Raw genomic sequence first — 23491 nt, forward strand, 5'->3', positions numbered from 1 at the left:
TGCTGTGCGCACCTGAAGTGCCGAACAACGAATGAGTTTACCTCGTCAGCGCAATCGAGCTCAGATCCATCACGCCCTGCCCTGCCTTCGCCACCCCACCACGCTGAGACAGGCAAACAAGACTGCGGCGACGCAGACAATCGATGGCCCCGCCGGAGTATCGAACACATAAGCTGCCCGTAACCCCGCAACCGAGGAAATCGCGCCTATTGCTGCCGCTATCAACGCCATTGATTCGGGCGATCGGGCCAGATTTCGTGCCGCTCCCGCGGGAATGATCAGCATCGCCGCAATCAGCAATACCCCCACGACCTTGATCGCAACAGCCACGGTTACCGCTAGAGACAGAGTCAGAATCAACTGTTCCCGCCTCGGGTCGAACCCACTGGCATAGGCCAGTTCCTCATTCAATGTGGCCGTCAAAAGCTGAGCCCATCGCCAGGCAATCAGCGCCACGACAAGCGCCGCGCCGCCCCAGATCACAAGCAGATCCGAACGGGATACCGCAAGAATATCGCCGAACAGATATGCCATCAAATCAATGCGGACGCCGGACAAAAACGAAACGGCGACCAGACCGAAAGCCAAGGCGGAATGCGCCATAACCCCCAGCAGCGTGTCCATCGCATAGCCACGACCCGCCAACAAAGTGACCGTCAGCGCCATAATCAACGCAACAGCCAGCGCACCGGTGAAGATCGACATCTGAAAGGTCAGTGACAGGGCCACGCCCAGAATCGCGGCATGTGCGGTTGCATCACCGAAATACGCCATGCGGCGCCACACTACGAAACATCCAAGAGGTGCCGCCGCAAACGCAACGCCAATACCTGCAAGCGTTGCACGCATCATGAAATCGTCAAGCATCATTCCGCCGCTTCCTGAGGATCTGCATCATGGTCGTGGTGGTGATCATGCTCGTGCCGGTACAGGGCAAGCGCACCGCCTGTTCCCGTTCCGAACAAGGCCCGGTATTCGGGTGCCGAAGCGACCACCGCCGGCGATCCTTCACAGCACACATGGCCGTTCAGACAAATCACCCGGTCCGAGGCGCTCATGACCACGTGCAATTCGTGACTGATCATCAGGATTGCACATCCGGTTTCGCGGCGCACGGCCTCAATCTGCTGATAGAAACTCGCCGATCCGCGCTGGTCCAGCCCCTGGGTTGCCTCATCCAGCAGCAGGAGGTCAGGCTGGTTGATCAACGCCCGCGCCAGCAACACACGCTGAAACTGCCCGCCGGACAGTTGCGACATCTGACGTTTCAACAGATCCGGGACGCCCGCTTTTTCCAATGCCTCGACGCACTGACGGCCGGAGACACGGTCGGTCAGTCGCATGAATCTCTCGACCGAGATTGGCAACGTGGGATCCACGTGCAGTTTCTGCGGCACGTACCCGATCTTCAATCCGGGTTTCAGCGATACATGCCCGGCACTTGGCCTGGTCGCACCGATGATGGCGCGCAACAGGCTGGTTTTGCCTGACCCGTTCGGCCCGACGATGGTGACGATCTCGCCGGGTTCGACAGCCATGTCCACATGGCTGAGAACAGTGTTTGAACCATAGCGAACACTGAGATTCTCGACTGAGACGAGCGTCATTTTCAGGCCTTTTCGGTGCAGTCGGGGCAAAGTCCCTCGGCTTCTACAACCGTTCGCTCGATCTCGAAACCCGCTGCACGCGCAGCGGCACCCAGAACACCTTTGGCCGGCGTGGACTGCGCCTCGGCAACAGCATCGCATTTTCTGCAAATCATGAATGCCGGCGAATGCGACGCGCCGGGAAGAGAGCAGGCAACAAATGCATTCAGCCGCTCGATCTTGTGAACGAACCCGTTTTGAACAAGGAAATCAAGCGCCCGATAGGCGACCGGAGGTTGAGACCCGAACCCTTCCTCTCGCAGGCGGTCAAGAATTGCATAGGCACCAAGGGCCCGATGCTCTTGCAGCAGCATTTCCAAGACCTTGCGGCGAACCGGCGTCAGGCGCAGCCCCTCGCCCTTGCAGCGCGCCTCGGCGGATACCAACGCAGTTTTGACGCAACTCTGATGGTCATGTTCCTGAAACCCGACCGGGGCCGCCTCATCGACAGAGACAGGATTCGTATCGCTTGTCATGTTATTTCATATCATGTATTGCCACTCGTAACGTTATAAAATCACACAGAGGGTCTGATGTCCAGAAAGCTTCTTCCAGTTTCGATCACGGTTGCATTGATGGGAGGAACGGCCATCGCGGACGTTCCGAACGTCGCGGTCGATATCGCACCGATCCACTCGCTCGTTTCCCGGGTTATGGACGGCGTCGGAACACCGGCCCTGATCGTCGCACCCGGTGCCTCGCCCCATGAATACAACCTGCGCCCGTCCGAGGCGGCCGCATTGCAGGATGCCGATCTGGTGTTCTGGTTAGGAGAAGACCTAACACCTTGGATGGAAAGTGCCATCGAATCCCTTGCCGACAGTGCGACGGTCACGTCCCTTCTTGACGCGGATGGTACGGTTCTTCTGGAGTTCCGCGAAAGCGCTGTTTTCGAGGCACACGATCATGGCAGCGAAGACGAACATGATCATGATGATGAGCACATCGGAGACGACGGGCACGATCACGATGATCATGAACATGGTCACGACGACCACGCCAAGGATGATGACCACGATCACGAAGAACATGCCGATCAAGAAAAGCATGATGAGCATCACGATCACGCGCATGGCGAGCACGATCCACATGCATGGCTTTCACCCGCAAATGCAGAAACCTGGCTGAACCTGATCGCCGCACAGCTGTCGTCTGCCGATCCGGACAATGCAGGTGCATATTTTGCCAATGCCGCAGCCGCGCGCGCTGAAATGGCCGCGCTGTCTGCACAAGTGGCCGAGACGCTTGGACCGGTTCGCGGAGGAAGCTTCGTCGTGTTCCATGACGCCTACCAGTACTTCGAAGACGCATTTGACTTCCCTGCCGCAGGTGCGATTTCCATCGCCGACGCCTCGGACCCGAGCCCGGCTCGTATCGCCGAGATTCAAAGCCGTATCCGCGAAGAAGGTATCAGCTGCGTTCTGGCCGAGCCACAGTTCAACCCCGGCATCGTCAAAACCGTGCTGGACGGGACCGAGGCCAAAACGGGCGTCATCGATCCGCTGGGCTCTGATCTGGAACCCGGAGCGGATCTCTACCCGCAAGTCATTCTCAACATGGCAAAAACTCTGGCCGAGTGTCTCTAGCCCCGTTGCAAACCCGGCTCGGGTTGAGAAACCGGCCGGGTTCAACCTTTCAGGAGACAGGGCGGATCAGCTCGCAGACCGAAAAAACCAGCAGCTGCATCATGTTCGACGGCAATGTCAGGGAAACCTGACACTGCCGCTTCTCTGACCCAGTGTGTTGCAACCAAACGATCCTTCAGGAACGCATCTCAATCGCCAACGCGCTTGTCAGATCGCCTCGGAAACGGATTGGTCTCACTCCTTGAGACATGCTTTTAGGAAGGTGATTTCAAACCCAGCTTTTTCAGGGCTGCATCCGCTGCCCGCGTCCACCTTTCCCGAAGGGCAGCGTTGGTGCTGTGGCGCAAGCCAAGTGATCTCAGATGCTCAAATCGTTTCGGGTCATCCCTCCCGAAAGACACAGCTACGCGGGGCCACCAATAGTCCACAGCGTCTTGCATATCTTGCGACTCTCCGTTTTCAACCAGCTTCACAGCACCTTCCAACGCCAGTTCGCCGTGATGCGCCTCGATCGGTGCGATCTGCCGGAAAGCCTCGGCGAGTGGTTGATAAGAGACGGTCGAAAACTCCGCCAGTTGTTCTGCCACGGCACGGCTCATCAGCAGGTTCATGACGACGGCGTCAGTCCAACCGGCAATCGGATAATTGAACACCGCAAGCCGCATGTCATGTTCGCTGCGGGTCGCGCCGATATCCGCTTTTCGATCCAACCGGGCAGTCCACGGGTGATGCGTGGCATAACGATCCGTGTCGGCGCCGAACTCACCCATGATTTTCAGAACCCGGTCCGCGTGGTCCGTCTTTTCCAGCACGATCTTCGCCGCCGCGATACGTTCCTTTATGCCAGGGCCCTGGTTGATGACATCAGCAAAGCCTGCGGCACCTGCGAGTTCGCTGTCCACAAACGTAGCCATCAGTTTCATCAGCTCGGCGCGGTAACGCGGCGGTACGTTGGTCGGATTGGTCAGCACTCCGCCTGCGGCCAGGTAGCTGTCGAGTGTCATGGCGTCGGTCATTGATCCTCTCCCTTTACTGGTCGTAGTCCACGACCACGCGGTCGGTCACCGGGTAAGCCTGACAACTCAGCACGTAACCTTTTTCGACCTCGTAATCTTCCAGCGCGTGGTTGGCGAGCATCTCGACTTCGCCCTCAAGAACACGGCAGCGGCAGGTCGAACAAACCCCGGCTTTGCAGGCGTAAGGCGCATCCATGGCATTTTCCAAGGCTGCATCCAGAATGGACTGATCTTTCGGCAAGGTCACGGTCTGCGTCGCGCCATCCAATGTGATCAAAGCGCTGGTCTGGTTTGCCTGCGTGCCTGCGTCGGCCGCGTCTGCCTTGCGTCTGGCCCGACCCGGCTGGGCGCTGGCGAAGAGTTCGAACTTGATCTGGCTGTCCTCAAGACCGTGTTCCCGCAGAGCGGCGGCAATACCCAGCATCATCGGCTCTGGTCCGCAGATGAATGCGGTGTCTGCATTCTTGACATCGATCCAGTGCTTGAACAGCTCGCGGCATTTTTCCTGCGTCACCAGACCGGTGAACAGATCAATCTCCTGCGCGTCGGTTTCCAGAATGTGGATGACGTTCAGCCGGCCCATATAGAGGTTTTTCAGATCCTCCAGTTCCTCGCGGAACATGATCGTGTTGATGCCCTTGTTGGCATAGATCAGCGTAAATCGGGATTTGGGTTCGCGTGCCAACGAGGTTTTAAGGATCGACAAAACAGGCGTGATCCCCGATCCGCCGGCGAAGCCAACGTATTGTTTTTCCGCATCCGCATCGATGGGCACGTGAAAATTGCCCATGGGCGGCATTGCCTGCACGACGTCACCTATGTTGAGCTCTTCATTTGCCCAGCTTGAGAACGCGCCACCCTCGACGCGTTTTATGCCAACCTGAAGAACACCGTCATCCTTGCCGGCACAGATGGAGTAGGAGCGGCGCAGTTCTTCACCGTCGAATTCGCGCCGGAACGTCAGGTACTGGCCGGCGGCGAAGTCGAACTGTTCCGCTGCGCCGTTAACAGGTTCAAGCGTAACGACAACCGCATCGCGGATGGTTTTGTGGATGTCGGTGACTTTCAAGTCGTGAAAACGTGCCATCCGGTGCTCCTCCTCAGATGCACTTGAAATAGTCAAAGGGTTCCAGACAGTCCGCGCAGCGCCAATGGGCCTTGCACGGGGTCGAGCCGAACTGGCTGACCTTTTCGACTGCTTTACTGCCGCAATGGGGGCAGCGATCCGGGCCGCCCGCGGGTTGCGGCGGCGCAATTCCATAATCTTCCAGCTTAGCGCGGCCTTTTTCGCTGAGCCAATCGGTGGTCCAGGCGGGTGAAATGCTGGTTTCTATGCGCAGATCCCCGATGCCGTGATCGCGCAGGGCGGTTTCGATATCCATACTGATGATGGATGTCGCCGGGCAACCGGAATACGTTGGCGTGACGGTTACGACCAGCGTATCAGCGTCCCAGCGCACATCGCGCACAATGCCCAAATCCACGACGGAAATCACCGGGATTTCAGGATCGGGCACGGCATCCAGCCAGCTCCATATCTGGTCAGTCGAGACCCGCATCCGCTTTTACCACTTTGCTCCGGGATAGGCGCGTTGCAGCCATTGCATCTGCGTCAGCAGATGGCCCAGATGTTCGGTATGCATGCGCCCGTTGCGGCCGCCTTTATGGGCAAAACGGCTTTCCGGAATGGTCAGCGTCGCCTGATTGAGGACCCGCTCAACCAGAGCGTCGTATTCCTCTCGCAAATCCGCCGGGTTCGGCGCGATCCCTGCGGCGACCATCTGGGCGTCCACCTCGTCGCCGGCAAACATCTCGCCCACATAGGGCCACAGGTAATCCAGTGCGTCCTGCATCCGTGCATGACTTTCCTCGGTTCCGTCGCCAAGCCCGACAACCGTGTCGCCCGAACGTTCCAGATGGTAGGTCACTTCCTTGCTGGCCTTGGCGGCGATTGCCGCGACCCGCTCGTCCGAGGAAGCCATCAGCCGCCCCAGCATGATCGAGTGCCACGCATCGAACAGGAATTGACGCATCAGCGTACGGCCGAAATCGCCGTTCGGCACCTCGACCAGCAACACGTTGCGGAAATCCCAGGCGTCGCGCAGGAAGGCCAGATCGTCGGCGCTTTTGCCACCATCGGCCTCTCCGGCAAGGCCCAGCCACATCTGGGTCTGACCAATCAGGTCCAGCGCGGTGTTGGCCAGCGCTATGTCTTCTTCCAGAACCGGCGCATGGCCGCACCACTCACTGACACGATGGCCGAGGATCAGGGTGTTGTCCCCCATCCGCAGCAGGAATTGCAGAGATGCCTCGTCCCGGGTCATCACATTGCCCCCACTTCATCGGGAATGTCGAAGAAAGTCGGGTGGCGGTACACTTTGCTTTGGCTTGGTTCATACAGTGGGCCTTTGTCGCTGGGCGACGAAGCCGAGATGTTGTTGGCTTCGACCACCCAGATCGAGACGCCTTCGTTGCGGCGGGTGTAAACATCGCGCGCGTTCTTGATTGCCATTTCCGCGTCAGGGGCATGTAGCGAACCGACATGTCGGTGGCTCATCCCATGCTGACCGCGGATGAAGATTTCCCACAGGGGCCATTCGGTATTCATCGGGTATCCTCCTCAGGGTAAGCTTATTCAGCAGCCAGATTGCCGGCCTGTTTCTTGCGGGCGTGGGCCAACAGCCCGTCACGGACCCACTTGCCGTCGTCCCATGCCTTGTTGCGCGCGGCCAGCCGATCCACGTTGCACGGGCCGTTGCCCTTGATCACGTCAAAGAATTCCGACCAGTCGGGTTCCGTAAAGTCGTAATGCCCCCGCTCTTCGTTCCACTTCAGATCCGGATCAGGGATTGTCAGACCCAGATATTCAGCCTGCGGCACGGTCTGGTCGACGAATTTCTGGCGCAGCTCGTCATTGGTGTTGATCTTGATCTTCCACGCCATCGACTGGGCCGAATGCACCGAGTCCTTGTCGGACGGACCGAACATCATCAGTGACGGGTACCAGAAGCGGTTCATCGCATCCTGCGCCATCTTGCGTTGCTCGGGCGTACCTTCGGCCATCTTGCGAATGGCATCGTAACCCTGACGCTGGTGAAAGCTCTCTTCCTTGCAGATGCGGATCATAGCTCGCGAATACGGCCCGTAGGACGTTCTTTGCAGCGGCACCTGGTTCATGATCGCCGCTCCGTCAACCAGCCACCCGACGGCACCGATATCGGCCCAGTTCAAGGTCGGGTAATTGAAAATCGACGAATATTTCATGCGGCCATCCAGCAGCATCTCGGTCAGTTCATCGCGGCTGACACCCAACGTTTCGGCGGCACAATACAGGTAAAGACCGTGCCCGGCCTCGTCCTGCACCTTGGCGAGAAGGATCGCCTTCCGCTCCAGCGTCGGCGCGCGCGTGATCCAGTTGCCTTCCGGCAATTGGCCCACAATCTCGGAATGAGCGTGCTGTCCAATCTGACGGATCAGCGTCTTGCGATACCCGTGCGGCATCCAGTCCTTTGGCTCGATCTTGATGTCCGCGTCGATCCGCGCCTGGAATTCAGCAAGCTTGTCCGGATCTTCATTCGACGCTTCGGATTCTACCATCTGAGCATACATGTCCCGTCTCCTCCGTTACACGCGTTCAAGTATAAGGGCCGCACCCTGCCCGACACCCACACACATGGTGCACAGGGCATAGCGCCCGCCGGTACGTTTCAATTGATAGGCCGCGGTCAGCACAAGACGCGTACCGCTCATGCCAAGGGGATGGCCCAGCGCTATTGCGCCACCGTTGGGGTTCACGTGGGGCGCGTCGTCGGGAAGACCCAGCTCGCGCAAGGTGGCAAGGCCCTGAGACGCAAACGCCTCGTTCAGTTCGATCACGTCCATCTGATCCACGCTCAGTCCTGCGCGGGCCAACACCTTGCGGCTGGCCGGCACCGGGCCGATGCCCATCACACGTGGTGCAACACCCGCAACCGACATGCCAACCACACGGGCCATCGGGGTCAGGCCGTTCTTGGCTGCTGCGGCCTCGTTCGCCATCAGGATCGCCGCCGCGCCATCATTCACACCGGACGCATTTCCCGCCGTCACGGTTTTGTCGGGCCCGTTCACACCTTTCAGACCCGCGAGTTTTTCTGCCGTAGTTCCCGGGCGCGGGTGCTCGTCCGTATCAACGACAATCGGATCACCCTTGCGCTGGGGAACCGAAACTGGGGTGATTTCGTCCTTGAACACCCCAGCCGCATGCGCGGCGGCCCAGCGGGACTGGCTGCGCGCGGCAAAGGCATCCTGGTCTTCCCGGCTGATACCATAATCTTCGGCGACATTGTCGGCCGTTTGCGGCATGGAGTCGACGCCGTATGCCTGCTTCATCTTCGGGTTCACGAAACGCCATCCGATCGTGGTATCGTACACCGCGTTGCTGCGGGTGAACGCCGAACTTGCCTTGGGCATCACGAACGGCGCACGGGACATGCTTTCCACGCCACCCGCAATGGCCAAATCATAGTCGCCCGCCTTGATGCCGCGCGCCGCCATTCCCACGGCATCCATGCCACTGGCACACAGACGGTTCACCGTCGTTCCCGGCACATCAATCGGCAAACCCGCCAACAGCGCCGCCATACGCGCAACGTTTCGGTTGCTCTCGCCCGCCTGATTGGCATCGCCATAGATCACGTCGTCAACACTGGCCCAGTCGACCTGAGGGTTGCGCGCCTTCAATGCCGCCAACGGCAAAGCAGCCAGATCATCTGTGCGGACCGTCGAAAGCGCTCCTCCGTAGCGTCCGATCGGAGTGCGCGTCGCGTCACAAATGAAAGCGTCCATCTTAGAGTACTCCTGTTCCCATGGAACAATATCTACCGTCTGGTCGGTTAATAAATCTTCCCCTGATTCGATGCAAGTCTTATGTTACTCAATCTTCTTATGTGCCGTACATCTTGTAACATTAAATGTGACTACTGACCAAAGAGGTTTTCTTGACTGCAAAAAAGACGACGCAGCCCTTCTTAACAATGGCAGGACATCCAGCAGCTCACCCGAACTTTGCCCCGCTGTGGGTCAGTCCATCAGCTCGGCTTCCAAGCTCGATAGCGAAGGGCGCGGTAGCCTGTCCAACAAGTGCGAGACAGCTTCTCTGCATGCGGCGCCTTTCCAGTCGTCCGGCAGGAAAACCGGTGGCAGGCTTGGGTGGCGCAGAACGATACGTCGCCAGGCGTGCACCACCAGTACGCGCAGAACCGCCGAACGCATCGGGTCACCCGCCCCCTCTGCGGGCAAAAGCCGCTCAACAACCTGAATGGCATCCCAGAATTGATCATAGGCGGTTTTCAATGGCTCCGGCCCGCACAGGTCGCGAAGCCAGTTCGGGACGGACATCGTGTCGCTCTCGAAACCCAGAAGCTCTTCAAGATCATCCGGCATCGGCCCGGGCGCCATGGCCGTGGACGCATTCAGCGAGAAGTAATCCCCCGTCAGCATCAGGTCCGACAATTCCTTTCGGGAACTTTCCGAGTTGCTGGCGATGAGGACATGCCAGATATCCGGCATGTTCGGGTCGCGGGAATAGATACGCGGTGCGGCTGCAACGCTTTGACGGCGGCCAAAGCTGGTCAGCCTGTGCACACTGTTCCGACCAACCCGCGTGCTTTCAATCCAGCCTTCCTTGCGCAACCGATGCAACGCAACACGCGTGGCCTCGGCCCTGATCCCCGCCAGACGCGTAAGCGCGGTGATCACTGATCCACTGATCTGATCTGATCCATCCTGCGCCAGATCGCCGAAAATCGTGACCAGAACAGACCACACCCGCTGGGTGCTTGTCGTGGTCAGCCGGCTGACACAGGTTTCAAACCAGTCTGGAGCGGTATCTTTCATTTGGACAGTATAATCAGGCCCGAGGGAATTGCCATCCGGCCCCGCGCGCCCGGTTTCGTACAGGGCCAGGATTTCGGCAACGGGATCGGTTCAGTCAAGCGTTATCGGGCAAGACAAATGATCGGCCGAGGCAGCGCCAGCTGCGCGCGGCCCGCGTTGCGTGCCGCTCTATTTGGAATGCATGTCACGTTTGCGGTTGCGAGTCCGTTTCGTGGCCTCGTCCGAGCCATCATGATAGGTTCCGAACCACTTGTCCCAGGGCATTTCTGCGTTGCCGTAATTGCATTCGTAATACCGGTGATGCAACTGGTGGAAAAACGCCCCGATCAACAACGCCTGACGGTCGCGCGCCCAGATCGCCTCGTACCCGGAATGAGACGAGGCGGCGCCCAACATCAGCCAATACCCCAGAAAGATCATGTGCACCGGGTTGCTGGGCAGTACCAGCACGATCAGGATGGCACTGAGATACCCCAAGGCCTCGACCGGATGCATCGACATGCCCGACCATGGGCCGGTGTTGACGTTGCGGTGATGTACGGCGTGAACATGTCTGTAGATGAATGGCTGGTGCAGAAACAGATGCACGACGTAGAAATGAAAGCTCTGCCAGATCGCCAGGATCGGAAACAGCAGCACGAACCAGACCGGATGCGCCGTGAAGCTGAGCGTGGCGATATAATTGTTGGCGTACATCCAGCGCAGAAAACACTCCAGCATCGACAGGAACGTCGCGCCAAAGACCATCGAATGGTAGATGTTGTCCCAGGTCTGATAGCCGAACTTATACAAAGCATTCTTGCGCTTCATGTAAGGCCGTGGGTCGTATTTCAGCAGCTTTCCCTGCCCGTCAACCCCGTAGAACCACATGTGCAGACCACCGGCGACGATCAACAGCAGCACCCAGTTCCGAATGAACACCCATGACATCCAGCCCGGGGCAAACGAAGCCTGCCCGGCATCTACGGGTTGTACCAAGAAGGCCACAAGGAAGGCCAAGGCCAGAAAGATCGAGCGGTCCGAGAACTGAAGCCAGTTCTGCCAAACCCATTTCGCCAGGACGCCGATTTTCGGCGGCCAGTTCCAGTACGGGGCGTATTTCACCGGCAAGTCCGGGTGCCAATGCCATTCGCGGCTCATGGGGCCGGGCTCGGGCGGTGCGTTGGTGGTGTCCTGAGGGTTCGCATCTTGGATCGTCACGTGATTGTCCTTTCCTGATTAAAGTCACCTTTTTCAGGACCACGCCGGTGGCGGCTCGTAAGGATATTTGCGGGACGGCCGACGATACATGATGTGACCTATTCGTGGAACGGGCGGTGGTTACCGAGCGCCTTGCGCGACCTGCCCCGCCGATCTGGTTTCTTGGGGGCACGAAAAACGGCCAGACGTTTCAGCCGATTTGCTTCAGGCGTGATGCAGGATCCGCCCTAGTCGGCGAATGCAACGGCGCAAGAATGATGATCCGCCATACTGTAGATCCGTTTCCTGCCCGCCGCGCACCGCCCTATTCGGCGGCCTTCAGGTCAGATCCTTGCGGGATCACTTCGTAACCGGGCTCTTCGGGTTCATCGTCCAGCATTTCCGATGGGAACCCCGGCGCGCGGATATCCAGCCCGGTTTTGTCTTCGAGCCGGCGGATGATGTTGGGGGAAAACTCACGAGGGCCGTATTTCTCGATCCCGTCCTTGAAAATCTCGATCATCAGCGGATTGATCTCCAGCGGCACCCCGGCGCGATCCGCCACCTCCTGAAACAGGCCGATATCCTTCAACACCAGGTCCATCGTGAACGAGATATCACGAGATCCGTTTAGGATGACCTGACTTTCGGTTTCATGCACGAAGGATGTTCCCGAACTGATCTTCATTGCCTCATACGCCGTATTCAAATCCATTCCGGCGGCCTTGGCGACCACAAGCGCCTCTGAACAGGTGATCAGGTTTGCAGTGGCCAGATAGTTGGTCAGCACTTTCAGTACCGAAGCAGATCCCAGTTCACCGGTATGAAGGATGCGACGCCCCATCGTGGTCAGAAAGGGCAGAATACGTTCGAACGTGGCGCGATCACATCCGGCAAAAATCGAAATGTTGCCGGTATCCGCCCGATGACACCCGCCCGAGACCGGACAATCGACGGCAGCGCCACCGCGTTCCTTCACCATCGCACCTAGACGCTTGACCTCAGCTTCATCCGTGGTGGACATCTCCATCCAGATTTTGCCCTCGGTCACTTCGGGCAGCATGTCCTGCATCACAGCGTCCGAAGCCGCCGGAGAAGGCAGGCAGGTGATCACCGCATCACAATCCCGCATCAGTTGTGCCGGTTTCTCGGCGGCCTTTGCCCCGCGGTCGACGAAACCTGACACCAGGTCAGAGTTCAGATCATGTACGGTCAGATCAACGCCATTGCGCAGCAAACTGCCGCTGAGTTTCCCGCCGACATTTCCAAGGCCGATAAATCCAACTTTCATACCTGCGTTCCCTTTCCGGTGGCCAATCAGAGGACCAGTGCTGTTTCTCCCTGATGAAATCTACGGGCGTTGAATGCAGCGTGTAAAACGAATAAATATCGCCGGTATCCATAAAATTTTTTGGTGCTGGAAATGTCAAAATCGCCCAATCTGGTCTGGCTGCGGTCTTTTGACTGTGCCGCACGGCATATGAGCTTTACTGCTGCGGCAGAAGAGCTTGGCATCACCCAGACGGCCTTGAGCCTGCACGTCCGCTCATTGGAAGCACAGCTGGGCTGCCCTTTGTTCTTTCGTGCCGCACGCAACCTCAGCCTGACAGAGGTCGGGCAGGCGTATGCGTTTTCAGTTCGGCGCGCCTTGGGCGATATCGACCTGTCAACCGCAAACCTGTTTGGCTCCAGCCACAAGCATGAGCTGGTCGTGCGTGTGCCGATTTCCACGGCCAGCTTGTTCCTTGCCGGCAGATTGCCTGAGTTTTCACGCGCACACCCGGGTGTATCGATCAGGTTGGTTTCAAATATCTGGGCAGAATCCGCAGGCAGGGAAAACGTCGATGTCGAGCTGCGTTTGGGAAACGGGGAATGGAACGACGGGCCGTTCAGCAAGATCTCGGACGAACGTATCGTTCCGGTTGCAGCCGGATCACGAGATCGGAAATGGCCTTCGACGGAACAACTGCTGGTCAAACCCCAGATACAGATTTTGGGATTTCAGGACATGTGGCACCGGTATTTTTCCGCTTTCGGCACAGAGTATTCTCCTGCGGCGTCTTGCTTCACCGTGGACACGACAATTGCCGCCGTGGACATCGTGGCGGAAGGTGGAGGTTACTCAGTAATCCTTGAGCGCTTTGCCAGAACCGCAATCAAGGCCGGAAGGTCCATCGCGATAGTCGGGGACGCCATTCCAATCGAACAAAGCCATTTCCTTGTCGATGGCCAGGGATCGAACGCGAACTCTGCTGCCAAACAGATGTTTGAAACCTGGCTCAAACAGATTTTCGCCTGAGATGTGCCTGTGGGCGATGAATTCGATCTTCTGTATTTGACCAGTTACGCGCGTGCCCGCGTTTGCTTGCTGATCCAGTTTGCAAAAACTTGAACGGCGTCGTTCTTCTGACCTGTTGGCGTCGCGATGTAATAGGCGCTGTTCGACGTGTTGGCGATCTGGCCGATTTCGGTCAGAACGCCGGACGCCAGCTCTTCTTCAATCAAATACGAGGGCAGAATGGCGGCACCCAAACCGACGACGGCGGCCTCGATCAGCATCGAGAACTGGTCAAACCGCATCCCCGGAAAAACCGCCCCCGGATCCAGCCCGAGTTGAGAGTGATAGGTAGACCACAGCTCGGGGCGCGAGGTCAGATGCAAAAGCGGCAGTTCAAAGGTTTGCGCACGGGTGTCCAGCCTGTGACGTCTTAGCAGCGCGGGTGCTGCCGTGACCACCAGATGCTCGGGGAACAACCTGCGCAATTGCGCGCCCGGCCAATCCTCCTGCCCGAAATGGATGGCCAGATCCATACGTCGTTCTTCAAGGCTGAAAGGCGTCGTGTAAGAGTGCAGATCCAGTTCGATTCCGGGATGGCGCGTTTTGAAATCCGGCAGGCGCGGCACCAGCCACCGTGTCGCAAAGGTGGGCAGGACGGCCAATGTCAAAAGCGACGCACCGTCTCCGGCTGCAATCGCACGGCTGATCGTGCCACTGAGACGTTCAAGATCACCTGCCAGCTCGTCCCGCAAGGCCCGCCCCGCTTTGGAAAGGCGCACTGCGCGTCCAACCCGCCGAAACAACGTAACGCCAATCGCGGCCTCAAGCTCTCGGACCTGACGGCTGATCGCGCTTTGCGTCACGCCAAGCTCTTCGGCCGCCATGGTATAGCTTTCATGGCGCGCGGCGGCTTCGAAACTGCGCATTAGGGCCAGAGATGGCAGTGAGTTGATCCGGGGCATGGAACTCATGAGTTTTAGTCACTGAAAAGATACTCATTGGCGTATTTTTCTCAAGTAACTTTGTGGCTAAAACCGAACTTGATTGCAGAGGAAGGTTCATGGTGTTCCAGCGCGCTGACCGGTTGAACGGTATCGAATTGTCGGAAATCGTCCAGATCTCAGAGGCCGCCGCCCGCCTGCGCGCCCAAGGGCGTAATATTCTGGCGCTGTCAACCGGCGAACCGGACCTGCCGACGCCGCCCCGTGTGGTCGAAGCTGCGCATTCAGCGGCACTGGAGGGCAAAACCAAGTACCCGCCCACTACCGGTGTGCCTGAACTACGCGCGGAAATTGCCCGACAAGCAGGTGCCGAGATGACCCAGGTCATCGTATCAACAGGCGCGAAACAGGTGATCGCAAATGCGATGCTGGCCAGCCTGAACTCCGGCGACGAGGTCATCATGCCCGCCCCCTATTGGACCAGCTATTCCGATATTGTCCGGATGGCAGGTGGGGTGCCGGTTGTTCTGCCCTGCCCGATGGAACAGGGCTTCAAACTGCTGCCTGAACAATTGCAGGCCGCCATCACACCGCGCACGCGCTGGCTGATGCTGAATTCACCCTCGAACCCGTCGGGCGCGATTTACGCTAAGGCAGAACTTGCGGGGCTGGCAGAAGTGCTGGAGCGCCACCCGCAGGTCTGGGTTCTGGCCGATGAGATTTATCGCCATCTCAGCTTTGCACCTTTCACGTCCGCGGCCGAGGCCGCCCCGGCGCTGACCCATCGCATGTTGATCGTCAACGGTGTGGCCAAGGCGTGGTCGATGACCGGATGGCGCATCGGCTGGGGGATCGGACCGTCCGATCTGATAAGCGCCATGGTCGCTGTTCAGGGTCAGGTCACATCGGGGGCATGCTCGATCTCGCAATGGGCGTCGCTGGCCGCGATCACTTGCGACCCCGAGTTGCTGGAGGTGCGTCGCGCCCTCTTTGCCGCGCGCCGCGATCTGGTCGTCGACGGGTTGAACGCAGTACCCGGGCTGCACTGTTCCACCCCGGACGGGGCGTTTTATGCCTTTCCGTCCTGCACTGGCCTGCTGAAAGAACAAGGCGGGCCATTTGACAGTGACGCGGAATTCTGCACGTGGTTGCTGGAAGATGCCGGCGTTGCCCTGGTGCCCGGCCGCGCCTTTGGGATGCCGGGCCATCTTCGCCTGTCGTTCGCTTATGCTGAAGATACAATTGCAGCGGGCCTTGCGCGTCTGAAAACCGCTGTGGAAAGGAAACTTGCATGAAACCTCAATCCGCCCCGCACCTTGGCCCCTTCACCTGGGACGATCCGTTCCTGCTGGAAGACCAGCTGGCCGAAGACGAACGCATGGTTCGTGATGCCGCACATGCCTACGCGCAGGACAAACTGCTGTCTCGGGTAACTGCCGCGTTTGCCAATGAAGAAACCGACCCGGCCATCTTTCGCGAGATGGGTGAGATGGGTTTGCTGGGAACAACCATTCCCGAGGAATACGGCGGTATTGGGTCCAGCTATGTGACCTATGGTCTTGTCGCGCGCGAGGTCGAGCGTGTGGACAGCGGCTATCGTTCGATGATGTCGGTGCAGTCCAGCCTGGTGATGTATCCGATCTACGCATACGGCACCGAAGAGCAGCGCCAGAAATACCTGCCCAAACTGGCAACCGGCGAATTTATCGGCTGCTTCGGGCTGACGGAACCCGATGCCGGTTCGGACCCCGGCTCGATGAAGACTGTCGCGAAGAAAACCGAGGGCGGCTATGTGCTGAACGGGTCGAAAATGTGGATCTCGAACGCCCCGATCGCCGATGTGTTCGTCGTTTGGGCCAAATCCGAAGCGCATGGCGGCAAGATCAAGGGCTTTGTCCTGGACAAGGGAACGGCTGGACTGTCGGCCCCCAAGATCGAAGGCAAGCTGTCTCTGCGCGCCTCGATCACCGGTGAGATCGTGATGAACAATGTCGAGGTCGGCGAGGACGCCCTGCTGCCCAATGTCGAAGGTTTGAAAGGCCCGTTCGGCTGTCTGAACCGTGCGCGTTACGGCATTGCCTGGGGATCGATGGGCGCCGCCGAGGCGTGCTGGCACGCGGCCCGGCAATATGGGCTGGACCGCAAACAGTTTGGTCGTCCGCTGGCGCAGACACAACTGTTCCAGCTGAAGCTTGCCAACATGCAGACCGAAATCACGCTGGGCCTGCAAGCCGCGCTGCGCGTGGGTCGCCTGATGGACGAAGCCCGCGCCGCGCCCGAGATGGTCAGCCTGATCAAACGGAACAATTGCGGCAAGGCGCTTGAGATCGCCCGCCATGCCCGCGACATGCATGGTGGCAACGGGATCAGTCAGGACTTCCACGTGATCCGGCACATGGTGAACCTTGAAACCGTCAACACCTATGAAGGCACCCATGATGTGCATGCCCTGATCCTGGGCCGTGCGCAGACAGGCCTGCAAGCCTTCGCCTAAGGACATCTGACATGGATCGCGCCGCAATCGTGCATGACAATTTCCTGCGCCGTGTTGCGGCGCGGGACTTTCCCGAAGGGCCCGCACCGGCCGGACCGCTGAGCGGTCATGAAGCCGTCGCACTTTACAGGGCGCAATGCCTGAGCCGGGCGCTGGACCGGCAAAGCCGCGCGATGCAGAAGGCGGGTCAGGGGTTCTATACGATCGGGTCATCCGGACATGAGGGCATGGCGGCCGTTGCCGCGGCCCTGCGCCCGACCGATCCGGCGTTTCCGCACTACCGCGATGCGGCCTTTCAGATTGCCCGCTCGGATCAGGTGCCGGGCCAAAGCCCGACATGGGATATTCTGCTGTCCTTTTCCTCGTCTTCCGAGGACCCGATCAGTGGCGGGCGTCACAAGGTTCTGGGATCGAAAGCGCTGTGCATTCCGCCGCAGACCTCGACCATCGCCAGCCATCTGCCGAAGGCGGTCGGCGCGGCATATGCCGTCGCCGCTGCAAGGCGTCATCGCCCTGAACATGCAGACATGCCCGAGGATGCTATCGTCTATTGCTCGTTCGGGGATGCCTCGGCCAACCATTCCACCGCACAGGGCGCTTTCAACACGGCGCAGTGGACGTCCTTTCAATCTGTGCCTCTGCCCCTTCTGTTCTGCTGCGAAGACAACGGGATCGGTATCTCGACCAAAACGCCGAAAGGCTGGATCGCGGCCACTTTCGCCAACCGTCCGGGCCTGAAGTATTTCTCGTGCGACGGGTTGGATCTGTTCGACACCTATCGCGTTGCGCAACAGGCGGCCGACTATGTGCGCAGCCGCAGGAAACCTGCTTTCCTACATGTTCGAACTGTTCGCCTGTACGGTCACGCCGGGGCCGATATGCCAACCACCTATATGCCAAAAGCCGAGGTTGAGGCCGAAGAAGCCAACGACCCGCTGCTGCATTCCGTGCGCCTGTTGGATCAGTGCGGCGCGATGAGCCCGGAACAGGCGCTGAGCGTCTACAATGATACCTGCGCCCGGGTCGCCCGCGTGGCCGATCAGGCCATCACACGCCCTCGCCTGCAAAACGCAACAGAGGTGATGGCCAGCCTGATCCCGCCCGTACGCCCCTGCGCGCCGACCAATGGCCCAACACCCGAGCGTCGGGCCGAGATTTTCGACGGCGATCTCAAGGCCCATTCCGAACCGCAGATCATGTCGCGATTGATCAACTGGGCACTGACCGATCTGATGCTGGAACATGGCGAGATCGTCATGATGGGCGAAGATGTCGGGCGCAAGGGCGGCGTTTACGGCGTGACCCAAAAGCTGCAAACACGGTTTGGCCCTGACCGGATGATCGACACGTTGCTGGACGAACAGTCGATCCTTGGCCTGGCGATCGGCATGGCCCAGAACGGGTTCACGCCAATGCCGGAAATCCAGTTTCTGGCCTATCTTCACAATGCCGAGGACCAGCTGCGAGGTGAGGCCGCCACCCTGCCCTTTTTCTCGAACGGTCAATACACCAACCCGATGGTCGTGCGCATTGCCGGACTGGGGTATCAAAAAGGGTTTGGCGGACACTTCCACAATGACAACTCGGTTGCTGTATTGCGCGACATTCCGGGCCTAATCCTGGCCTGCCCGTCGAACGGTGCCGACGCCGCGCGGATGCTGCGTGAATGCGTGCGCCTCGCGCGTGAAGAACAGCGGCTGGTCGTTTTCCTCGAACCCATCGCCCTCTACCCGATGCGGGACCTGCACGAGGCCGGAGACGGCGGCTGGATGCAAACCTATCCCGACCCTTCTGAAAAGATCGGCTTCGGCGAGGTGGGCGTGGACGGTGACGGCGACGATCTGGCCATCGTCACCTTTGGAAATGGCGTCTATCTCAGCCATCAGGCGCGCACGGCCTTGCAGGCCTACGGGATCAGGACACGGATCATCGATATGCGCTGGTTGTCCCCTTTGCCCAAAGCGGCACTGACACAGGCCGTGACCGGGGCCAAACGCATCCTGATCGTCGACGAAACCCGCCACCATGGCGGCGTGGCCGAAGCTCTGATGGCGCATTTTCATGAAACATGCGATGTGCCGCTGGCCCGTATCACCGCAGAAGACAGCTTTATCGCCACGGGCCCGGCCTATGCTGCGACCATGCCATCGAAGGACAGTATCGAAGCCGCCGCGCGATCCTTGATGGAGGCCGGCACATGAGTTCCGCCAAACAGACTGCCGTCGTCATCTGCCCTGGCCGCGGTACTTACAACAAACCCGAACTGGGTGTCCTGGGCCGGCAATTCAGCGACAAGGCCGTGTTGCGACGCTTTGATGACATGCGGCGCGCGCAGGGGCAAGAAACGCTCAGCGAACTGGACGGTGCGGCCCGATATTCCATTGCCAAGCACACCCGCGGCGACAATGCATCTGCTTTGATCTATGCAGCGACTTTGGGTGATTTCCGCGCCATCAATCCTGACAAAATCGAAGTGGTTGCGGTGACGGGAAATTCGATGGGCTGGTATTCGGCGCTGGCCTGCGGCGGTGCGCTGTCCGCCGAAGGAGGGTTCGAGGTGGTCAACACTATGGGCACTCTGATGCAGGAAAACATGATCGGTGGACAACTGATTTATCCTTTCATGGATTCCGACTGGCATCCTGACCAGACCCGCAAGGCAGAGCTGCTTGCCTTGGTGGATGACATTGACCGAACCGATGCAACGTTGACCCTGTCGATTGATCTGGGTGGCATGTTGGTGCTTGCAGGCGACGACGCCGGTTTGGCCGCGTTCGAAAAGGCAGTACCGGTGGTTCAGGAACGTTTTCCCATGCGATTGGCCAACCATGCCGGGTTCCATTCGCATCTTCAGGCTCCGGTCTCGGCGCAGGGCCGCACGAAACTGAGCGCTGGCCTGTTTCGACAACCGGACCTGCCCCTGATCGACGGGCGTGGCCGGATATGGTGGCCCGGAGCTTGCGACCCGAATGCACTTTGGGATTACACCCTTGGCCATCAAGTGACCGAAACTTATGATTTCACCCATGCCATCGCACAGGCCGCGCATGAGTTCGCACCGGATCTTTTCATTGTTACGGGTCCCGGCACCACGCTGGGCGGTGCCGTCGCGCAAAGCCTGATCCTGACCAATTGGTCCGGGCTGTCGGACAAGTCGACATTTCAGTCTCGCCAAAGAAACAGCCCGATTCTGTGTTCGATGGGAATGGTTGATCAAAGGAAACAGGTGACATGAACCTGTGCGCCCACCGGTCAGCCTCAGAGCCGGCGCGCCGAGGTTGCCAAGCCGTTTCAGAAAACCGGTGCAGGTAGTCCGGTTTGTCGTGTCCGGCGCTATTCAATGCGATAGAAACGTTCTGACGTGCCGCGAAAGACGTCGTCCAGCATCGACCCCGGGATGAGCGTCTCATGCCGGGAAACGGTTTCCTTGTAGGTCGAGGTAAGGCTGTCGACCGGGAAATTCGACCCGAACATGCAGCGATCGGCACCAAAATGCGACAGGCAGGTTGAAACGATCGGCGAGACTTTTTCAGCATTCCAATCGTGGTCGAACATTCCCAGGCCGGAGAGTTTGCAAAAGACATGTGGCAGGTTTGACAAGGCCGTCAATTCATCTGCCCACCGTCGCAACCCTTGCGGGGTCCGGTCGTATGGCGAACCTGCGTGGCAAAGAGCGATCCGGGTCTCTGTGGCCTGTGCAAGGACATTCGCGGTTTGACCCATCAGCTCTGGCAGCAGTTGAAGATCAAAGGAAAGACCACGCGCGCCCAGTTGCTTCAGACCAGCCAAGAACTTTGGGTCTTCAAGTAACGCGTTCGTGCCAGTTGAGGCGTCTTCACCCGGAGCGCGGCCAATAATCTGACGAACGCCGCGCACCGAAGGCAGGGTTTGAAGACGGTCGAGCTGTGCATCCAGATCATCCGAGGTCAGATCGCAGAATGCCACCTGCACCAACGGCCAGTCAGGGAACTGGTCGGCAACGGAGTGTACCCACCGCGCCTCGGCCCAGGGGTCAGCGGCGCCGACCTGAATGTGAACCGAAGCGCCGAACCCCATGGCTTCGGCGTCCGCGCGAAACTCCGGGAGCAAATAGTCCCGCTGGATGGAAGACGGATCGCCGAAAAACCGAACGATACCTTTCTCTGTAAGCCAGGGGTAGTGCACGGCCGAAAGGTCCCACAGGTGGTGATGCGCATCTATCCTCATGATGCTTCAATCCCGGTGGTGCGCGCCAGAATATCCACACCCTGTCCTTTCCAGAAATGCAGCAAGTCGATGAAGATCCAGTTTTCGGCCAGCTTGTCTTCGACGCGGCGATAGATATCGATCACCCTGAATTCGCCGGGTTTTCCGGTGGCTGGCATCCCCATAAAACCACCTGTGGGCGTGGCAGTAAAGTTGGGCCATCCAAAGAAGCCACCGTAATGCCCTTCGGCCAGACGGCAGACATGATTGGTCTTTGACCGGTCCGTGAAGGCAGCGCGAAACGGTCCGGAGTGTTGCCTGGCATAACGTTCGATCGTGTAGGTCGCGCCAATTCCTTCGGGGCCCCACCAGATCATGTCCTGGTGCCACGTGCGCGCCAATTCTTCTTCCAGCGACAGCCCGCTGTCCCAACGGCCCAGATCCGCGATCATCGCATTGATGACCGCCAGCGTTTTTTCGCCTTCGTGTGCGGGCTGCTCATCATGCAGCAATCCATCATGAGACCTTGGTCCGGGCTGCACCAGATGTGACGCAGTCTGCGGGGGGAACGGATTCTGGCCAGCCTGAACCATCAGGTGCGGGATGTCGAAATACATCGCCGTTTCGACAATTCTGTCACCGGCCACCTTGTAGAACGCGCAATATCGCAGGAACGCCATCTTGCCGGTCGGGCGAATACCCAACCACGGTCGGTCGAACAGCCCCATCAGATGGCCCATGGCGACAACCCAAACGTCGGTTTCTTTCTGCAACGCGTTTTGCCCCGCAAACAGAATATCCACTCGGTTCTGCAAATGAGCAAGGCTGCCCTTCAGCGGCTGCCAGAATTGCCGGGCAACCTGTTCGGCGCCGTTGATTTCGTTGAACGGATGAAAGCCGCGCCACCTCGAATCCGAAGCGCAGAATTGGCTCATCACCTTCGGAGTTTCCGTCACTGCGGCGGAGTCCAATGCGGTGTGAAACGCAGAGACCAGTTTTTTTTCTGTCTGAAAGTTCACGGTATTTACCATTGTAGTCAAAGTTTTGCGAGCGGCGCGAAGCCAGGTTGAGTCGGATTTCTCCGCAATTTTTGCATACGTATGCAAAAAAGTCTTGCCTGATTTGATACATGCGAATTACAGTTTTGCAAACGTATGCAAAACGATTCCTTGCAGGGGGCACCATGGCGGAAATTCAATTGCGGAACGTCGGCAAGCGATGGGGCTCATTCGTTGGGGTTCACAATTTTGACCTGACGATTGCAGATCGTGAGTTTCTGGTGCTGCTCGGCCCATCAGGCTGCGGCAAGACAACCACCATGCGCATGATCGCCGGCCTCGAAGACGTGACGGAAGGCGAAATCCTTGTCGACGGCAAAGTGGTCAATGATCTGGAACCCAAGGACCGCGACGTGGCGATGGTGTTCCAGAGCTACGCTCTGTATCCCAACATGAACGTTTACGAGAACATCCGCTTTCCGCTGAAAGTGCGTGGTATCGACCCGGCGACGCACGACGAAAAGGTGCGCCGCGCCAGCGCCATGGTGGAACTGGACGATTTCCTGCATCGCAAGCCAGCCGAGTTGTCGGGTGGTCAGAGACAGCGTGTGGCACTGGCACGTGCCATCGTGCGCGAACCCAACGTGTTCCTGATGGACGAGCCGTTGTCCAATCTTGACGCCAAGCTGCGGGTTTCCACCCGGGCCCAGATCAAGAACCTAAGCCATGAGCTGGCCGTCACCACCATTTACGTCACACACGACCAGATCGAGGCCATGACCCTTGCCGACCGCGTTGTCGTGATGAAACAGGGCGTGGTTCAGCAGGTCGGAAGCCCGACCGAAATTTATGACCGTCCCGCGAATACTTTTGTCGCCAGTTTCATCGGTTCACCTGCCATGAATTTGATGGACGGCGACGTGGCGAGCGGAATATTCCGCGCCGAACATGTCGAAATTGCGGTGGATGCACCGGATGGCCCAATGACACTGGGTTTCAGGGCCGAAGATGCCAGCCTTGCCGATGGCAAAGGTCAGATCACCGCTCCGATCTATACGCTGGAACTACTGGGCGACGCGACCATGATCTCGGTTCGGGTCGGCGGAGCTCTGGTTTCGGTGAAAGCAGACAAAGCATTCCGCGCCGAGATTGGCGAAATGGTCTCGTTCTCGGTGCCGACGGAAATCTGTCACCTCTTCGAAGCTGGAAGCGGTGCGCGGATCGGGGGCTAACCCCACAAACGGCCCGCAAGGGCATAACACCGGTCCGGACGTCGACGACGGACCGATCC

General features: G+C 58.8%; 23 protein-coding genes. 7 read left to right on the forward strand and 16 right to left on the reverse strand.

The annotated features are described in order from the left end of the window. Nucleotides 1–69: 69 nt before the first annotated feature. Genes I9185_RS10690 through I9185_RS10700 form a run of 3 tightly spaced genes read right to left on the reverse strand, consistent with a single transcriptional unit; the run spans nt 70 to nt 2122 of the window. The gene (locus tag I9185_RS10690) at nt 70–867 is read right to left on the reverse strand and encodes a metal ABC transporter permease (RefSeq protein ID WP_171637225.1); all 798 of its coding nucleotides are present in this window, start codon (nt 865–867) and stop codon (nt 70–72) included. Next, nucleotides 867–1607: a metal ABC transporter ATP-binding protein gene (locus I9185_RS10695; RefSeq protein WP_171723877.1), complete on the reverse strand. Its 741-nt coding sequence runs from the start codon at nt 1605–1607 to the stop codon at nt 867–869. The genes I9185_RS10690 and I9185_RS10695 overlap by 1 nt, the downstream gene beginning before the upstream one ends. Before the next feature lie 2 nt (nt 1608–1609). Continuing rightward, on the reverse strand, nt 1610–2122 hold the full coding sequence (locus tag I9185_RS10700; RefSeq protein WP_210093037.1) for a Fur family transcriptional regulator: 513 nt from the start codon (nt 2120–2122) through the stop codon (nt 1610–1612). 57 nt (nt 2123–2179) lie between these two features. On the opposite strand from I9185_RS10700, the gene I9185_RS10705 reads away from it, so the two are divergent. After that, nucleotides 2180–3232 (forward strand): zinc ABC transporter substrate-binding protein, encoded by a 1053-nt coding sequence (locus I9185_RS10705; RefSeq protein ID WP_210093038.1) that lies wholly within the window; start codon nt 2180–2182, stop codon nt 3230–3232. 254 nt (nt 3233–3486) lie between these two features. Here the strand turns inward: I9185_RS10705 and I9185_RS10710 are convergent, their stop codons facing one another. From I9185_RS10710 to I9185_RS10755, 10 genes are all read right to left on the reverse strand, one after another. Continuing rightward, nucleotides 3487–4248 (reverse strand): Phenylacetic acid catabolic protein, encoded by a 762-nt coding sequence (locus tag I9185_RS10710; RefSeq protein WP_170346881.1) that lies wholly within the window; start codon nt 4246–4248, stop codon nt 3487–3489. Nucleotides 4249–4261: 13 nt separating this feature from the next. Continuing rightward, nucleotides 4262–5335 (reverse strand): 2Fe-2S iron-sulfur cluster-binding protein, encoded by a 1074-nt coding sequence (locus I9185_RS10715; RefSeq protein ID WP_210093039.1) that lies wholly within the window; start codon nt 5333–5335, stop codon nt 4262–4264. Between the two features lie 13 nt (nt 5336–5348). Next, nucleotides 5349–5807, reverse strand: a complete 459-nt coding sequence (gene paaD, locus I9185_RS10720; protein WP_171118426.1) for a 1,2-phenylacetyl-CoA epoxidase subunit PaaD — start codon at nt 5805–5807, stop codon at nt 5349–5351. 6 nt (nt 5808–5813) lie between these two features. After that, nucleotides 5814–6572, reverse strand: a complete 759-nt coding sequence (paaC, locus tag I9185_RS10725) for a 1,2-phenylacetyl-CoA epoxidase subunit PaaC (RefSeq protein ID WP_210093040.1) — start codon at nt 6570–6572, stop codon at nt 5814–5816. After that, nucleotides 6572–6856 carry a 1,2-phenylacetyl-CoA epoxidase subunit PaaB gene (gene paaB / locus I9185_RS10730; protein WP_171118424.1) on the reverse strand — a complete coding sequence of 95 codons (285 nt, stop codon included), beginning with the start codon at nt 6854–6856 and terminating at the stop codon, nt 6572–6574. The genes paaC and paaB overlap by 1 nt, the downstream gene beginning before the upstream one ends. 23 nt (nt 6857–6879) lie before the next feature. Further along, complete coding sequence (paaA, locus tag I9185_RS10735) at nt 6880–7857, reverse strand: 1,2-phenylacetyl-CoA epoxidase subunit PaaA (RefSeq protein WP_171118422.1); 978 nt, start codon at nt 7855–7857, stop codon at nt 6880–6882. A 15-nt stretch (nt 7858–7872) separates the two neighbouring features. After that, a complete protein-coding gene (gene pcaF, locus I9185_RS10740; RefSeq protein WP_210093041.1) occupies nt 7873–9075 on the reverse strand; it encodes a 3-oxoadipyl-CoA thiolase in 1203 nt (400 codons plus the stop codon). 234 nt (nt 9076–9309) lie between these two features. Beyond that, the gene (locus tag I9185_RS10745) at nt 9310–10125 is read right to left on the reverse strand and encodes a PaaX family transcriptional regulator C-terminal domain-containing protein (RefSeq protein ID WP_210093042.1); all 816 of its coding nucleotides are present in this window, start codon (nt 10123–10125) and stop codon (nt 9310–9312) included. Nucleotides 10126–10293: 168 nt separating this feature from the next. After that, a complete protein-coding gene (locus I9185_RS20595; RefSeq protein WP_210093043.1) occupies nt 10294–11325 on the reverse strand; it encodes a sterol desaturase family protein in 1032 nt (343 codons plus the stop codon). Nucleotides 11326–11629: 304 nt separating this feature from the next. Continuing rightward, entirely contained in the window at nt 11630–12595 is a 966-nt protein-coding gene (locus tag I9185_RS10755; protein WP_210093044.1) for an NAD(P)-dependent oxidoreductase, read from the reverse strand. 132 nt (nt 12596–12727) lie between these two features. Between I9185_RS10755 and I9185_RS10760 the strand changes: the two genes are divergently transcribed. Next, nucleotides 12728–13603: a LysR family transcriptional regulator gene (locus tag I9185_RS10760; protein ID WP_210093045.1), complete on the forward strand. Its 876-nt coding sequence runs from the start codon at nt 12728–12730 to the stop codon at nt 13601–13603. Between the two features lie 44 nt (nt 13604–13647). On the opposite strand, the gene I9185_RS10765 is transcribed toward I9185_RS10760, so the two are convergent. Further along, nucleotides 13648–14553: a LysR family transcriptional regulator gene (locus tag I9185_RS10765; RefSeq protein WP_245223519.1), complete on the reverse strand. Its 906-nt coding sequence runs from the start codon at nt 14551–14553 to the stop codon at nt 13648–13650. Between the two features lie 89 nt (nt 14554–14642). On the opposite strand from I9185_RS10765, the gene I9185_RS10770 reads away from it, so the two are divergent. Genes I9185_RS10770 through I9185_RS10785 form a run of 4 tightly spaced genes read left to right on the forward strand, consistent with a single transcriptional unit; the run spans nt 14643 to nt 20252 of the window. Then, on the forward strand, nt 14643–15818 hold the full coding sequence (locus I9185_RS10770; protein WP_210093046.1) for a pyridoxal phosphate-dependent aminotransferase: 1176 nt from the start codon (nt 14643–14645) through the stop codon (nt 15816–15818). Then, nucleotides 15815–17017: an acyl-CoA dehydrogenase gene (locus I9185_RS10775; protein ID WP_171170247.1), complete on the forward strand. Its 1203-nt coding sequence runs from the start codon at nt 15815–15817 to the stop codon at nt 17015–17017. Before I9185_RS10770 ends, I9185_RS10775 begins: the two co-directional genes overlap by 4 nt. A gap of 11 nt (nt 17018–17028) precedes the next feature. Further along, nucleotides 17029–19218 carry a thiamine pyrophosphate-dependent enzyme gene (locus I9185_RS10780; protein ID WP_210093047.1) on the forward strand — a complete coding sequence of 730 codons (2190 nt, stop codon included), beginning with the start codon at nt 17029–17031 and terminating at the stop codon, nt 19216–19218. After that, the gene (locus I9185_RS10785) at nt 19215–20252 is read left to right on the forward strand and encodes an ACP S-malonyltransferase (RefSeq protein ID WP_210093048.1); all 1038 of its coding nucleotides are present in this window, start codon (nt 19215–19217) and stop codon (nt 20250–20252) included. Before I9185_RS10780 ends, I9185_RS10785 begins: the two co-directional genes overlap by 4 nt. A 98-nt stretch (nt 20253–20350) precedes the next feature. Here the strand turns inward: I9185_RS10785 and I9185_RS10790 are convergent, their stop codons facing one another. Both I9185_RS10790 and I9185_RS10795 read right to left on the reverse strand, forming a co-directional pair. Further along, nucleotides 20351–21223: an amidohydrolase family protein gene (locus I9185_RS10790; RefSeq protein WP_210093049.1), complete on the reverse strand. Its 873-nt coding sequence runs from the start codon at nt 21221–21223 to the stop codon at nt 20351–20353. Beyond that, nucleotides 21220–22221 carry a nuclear transport factor 2 family protein gene (locus I9185_RS10795; RefSeq protein WP_348539735.1) on the reverse strand — a complete coding sequence of 334 codons (1002 nt, stop codon included), beginning with the start codon at nt 22219–22221 and terminating at the stop codon, nt 21220–21222. The genes I9185_RS10790 and I9185_RS10795 overlap by 4 nt, the downstream gene beginning before the upstream one ends. A 164-nt stretch (nt 22222–22385) precedes the next feature. Here I9185_RS10795 and ugpC point away from each other — a divergent pair, with 164 nt between their 5' ends. Further along, nucleotides 22386–23432 carry a sn-glycerol-3-phosphate ABC transporter ATP-binding protein UgpC gene (ugpC, locus tag I9185_RS10800; RefSeq protein WP_171723890.1) on the forward strand — a complete coding sequence of 349 codons (1047 nt, stop codon included), beginning with the start codon at nt 22386–22388 and terminating at the stop codon, nt 23430–23432. Nucleotides 23433–23491: the final 59 nt, after the last annotated feature.

The sequence above is a fragment of the Ruegeria sp. HKCCSP346 genome, from assembly GCF_017872595.1.
Classification (GTDB): Bacteria; Pseudomonadota; Alphaproteobacteria; order Rhodobacterales; family Rhodobacteraceae; genus Ruegeria.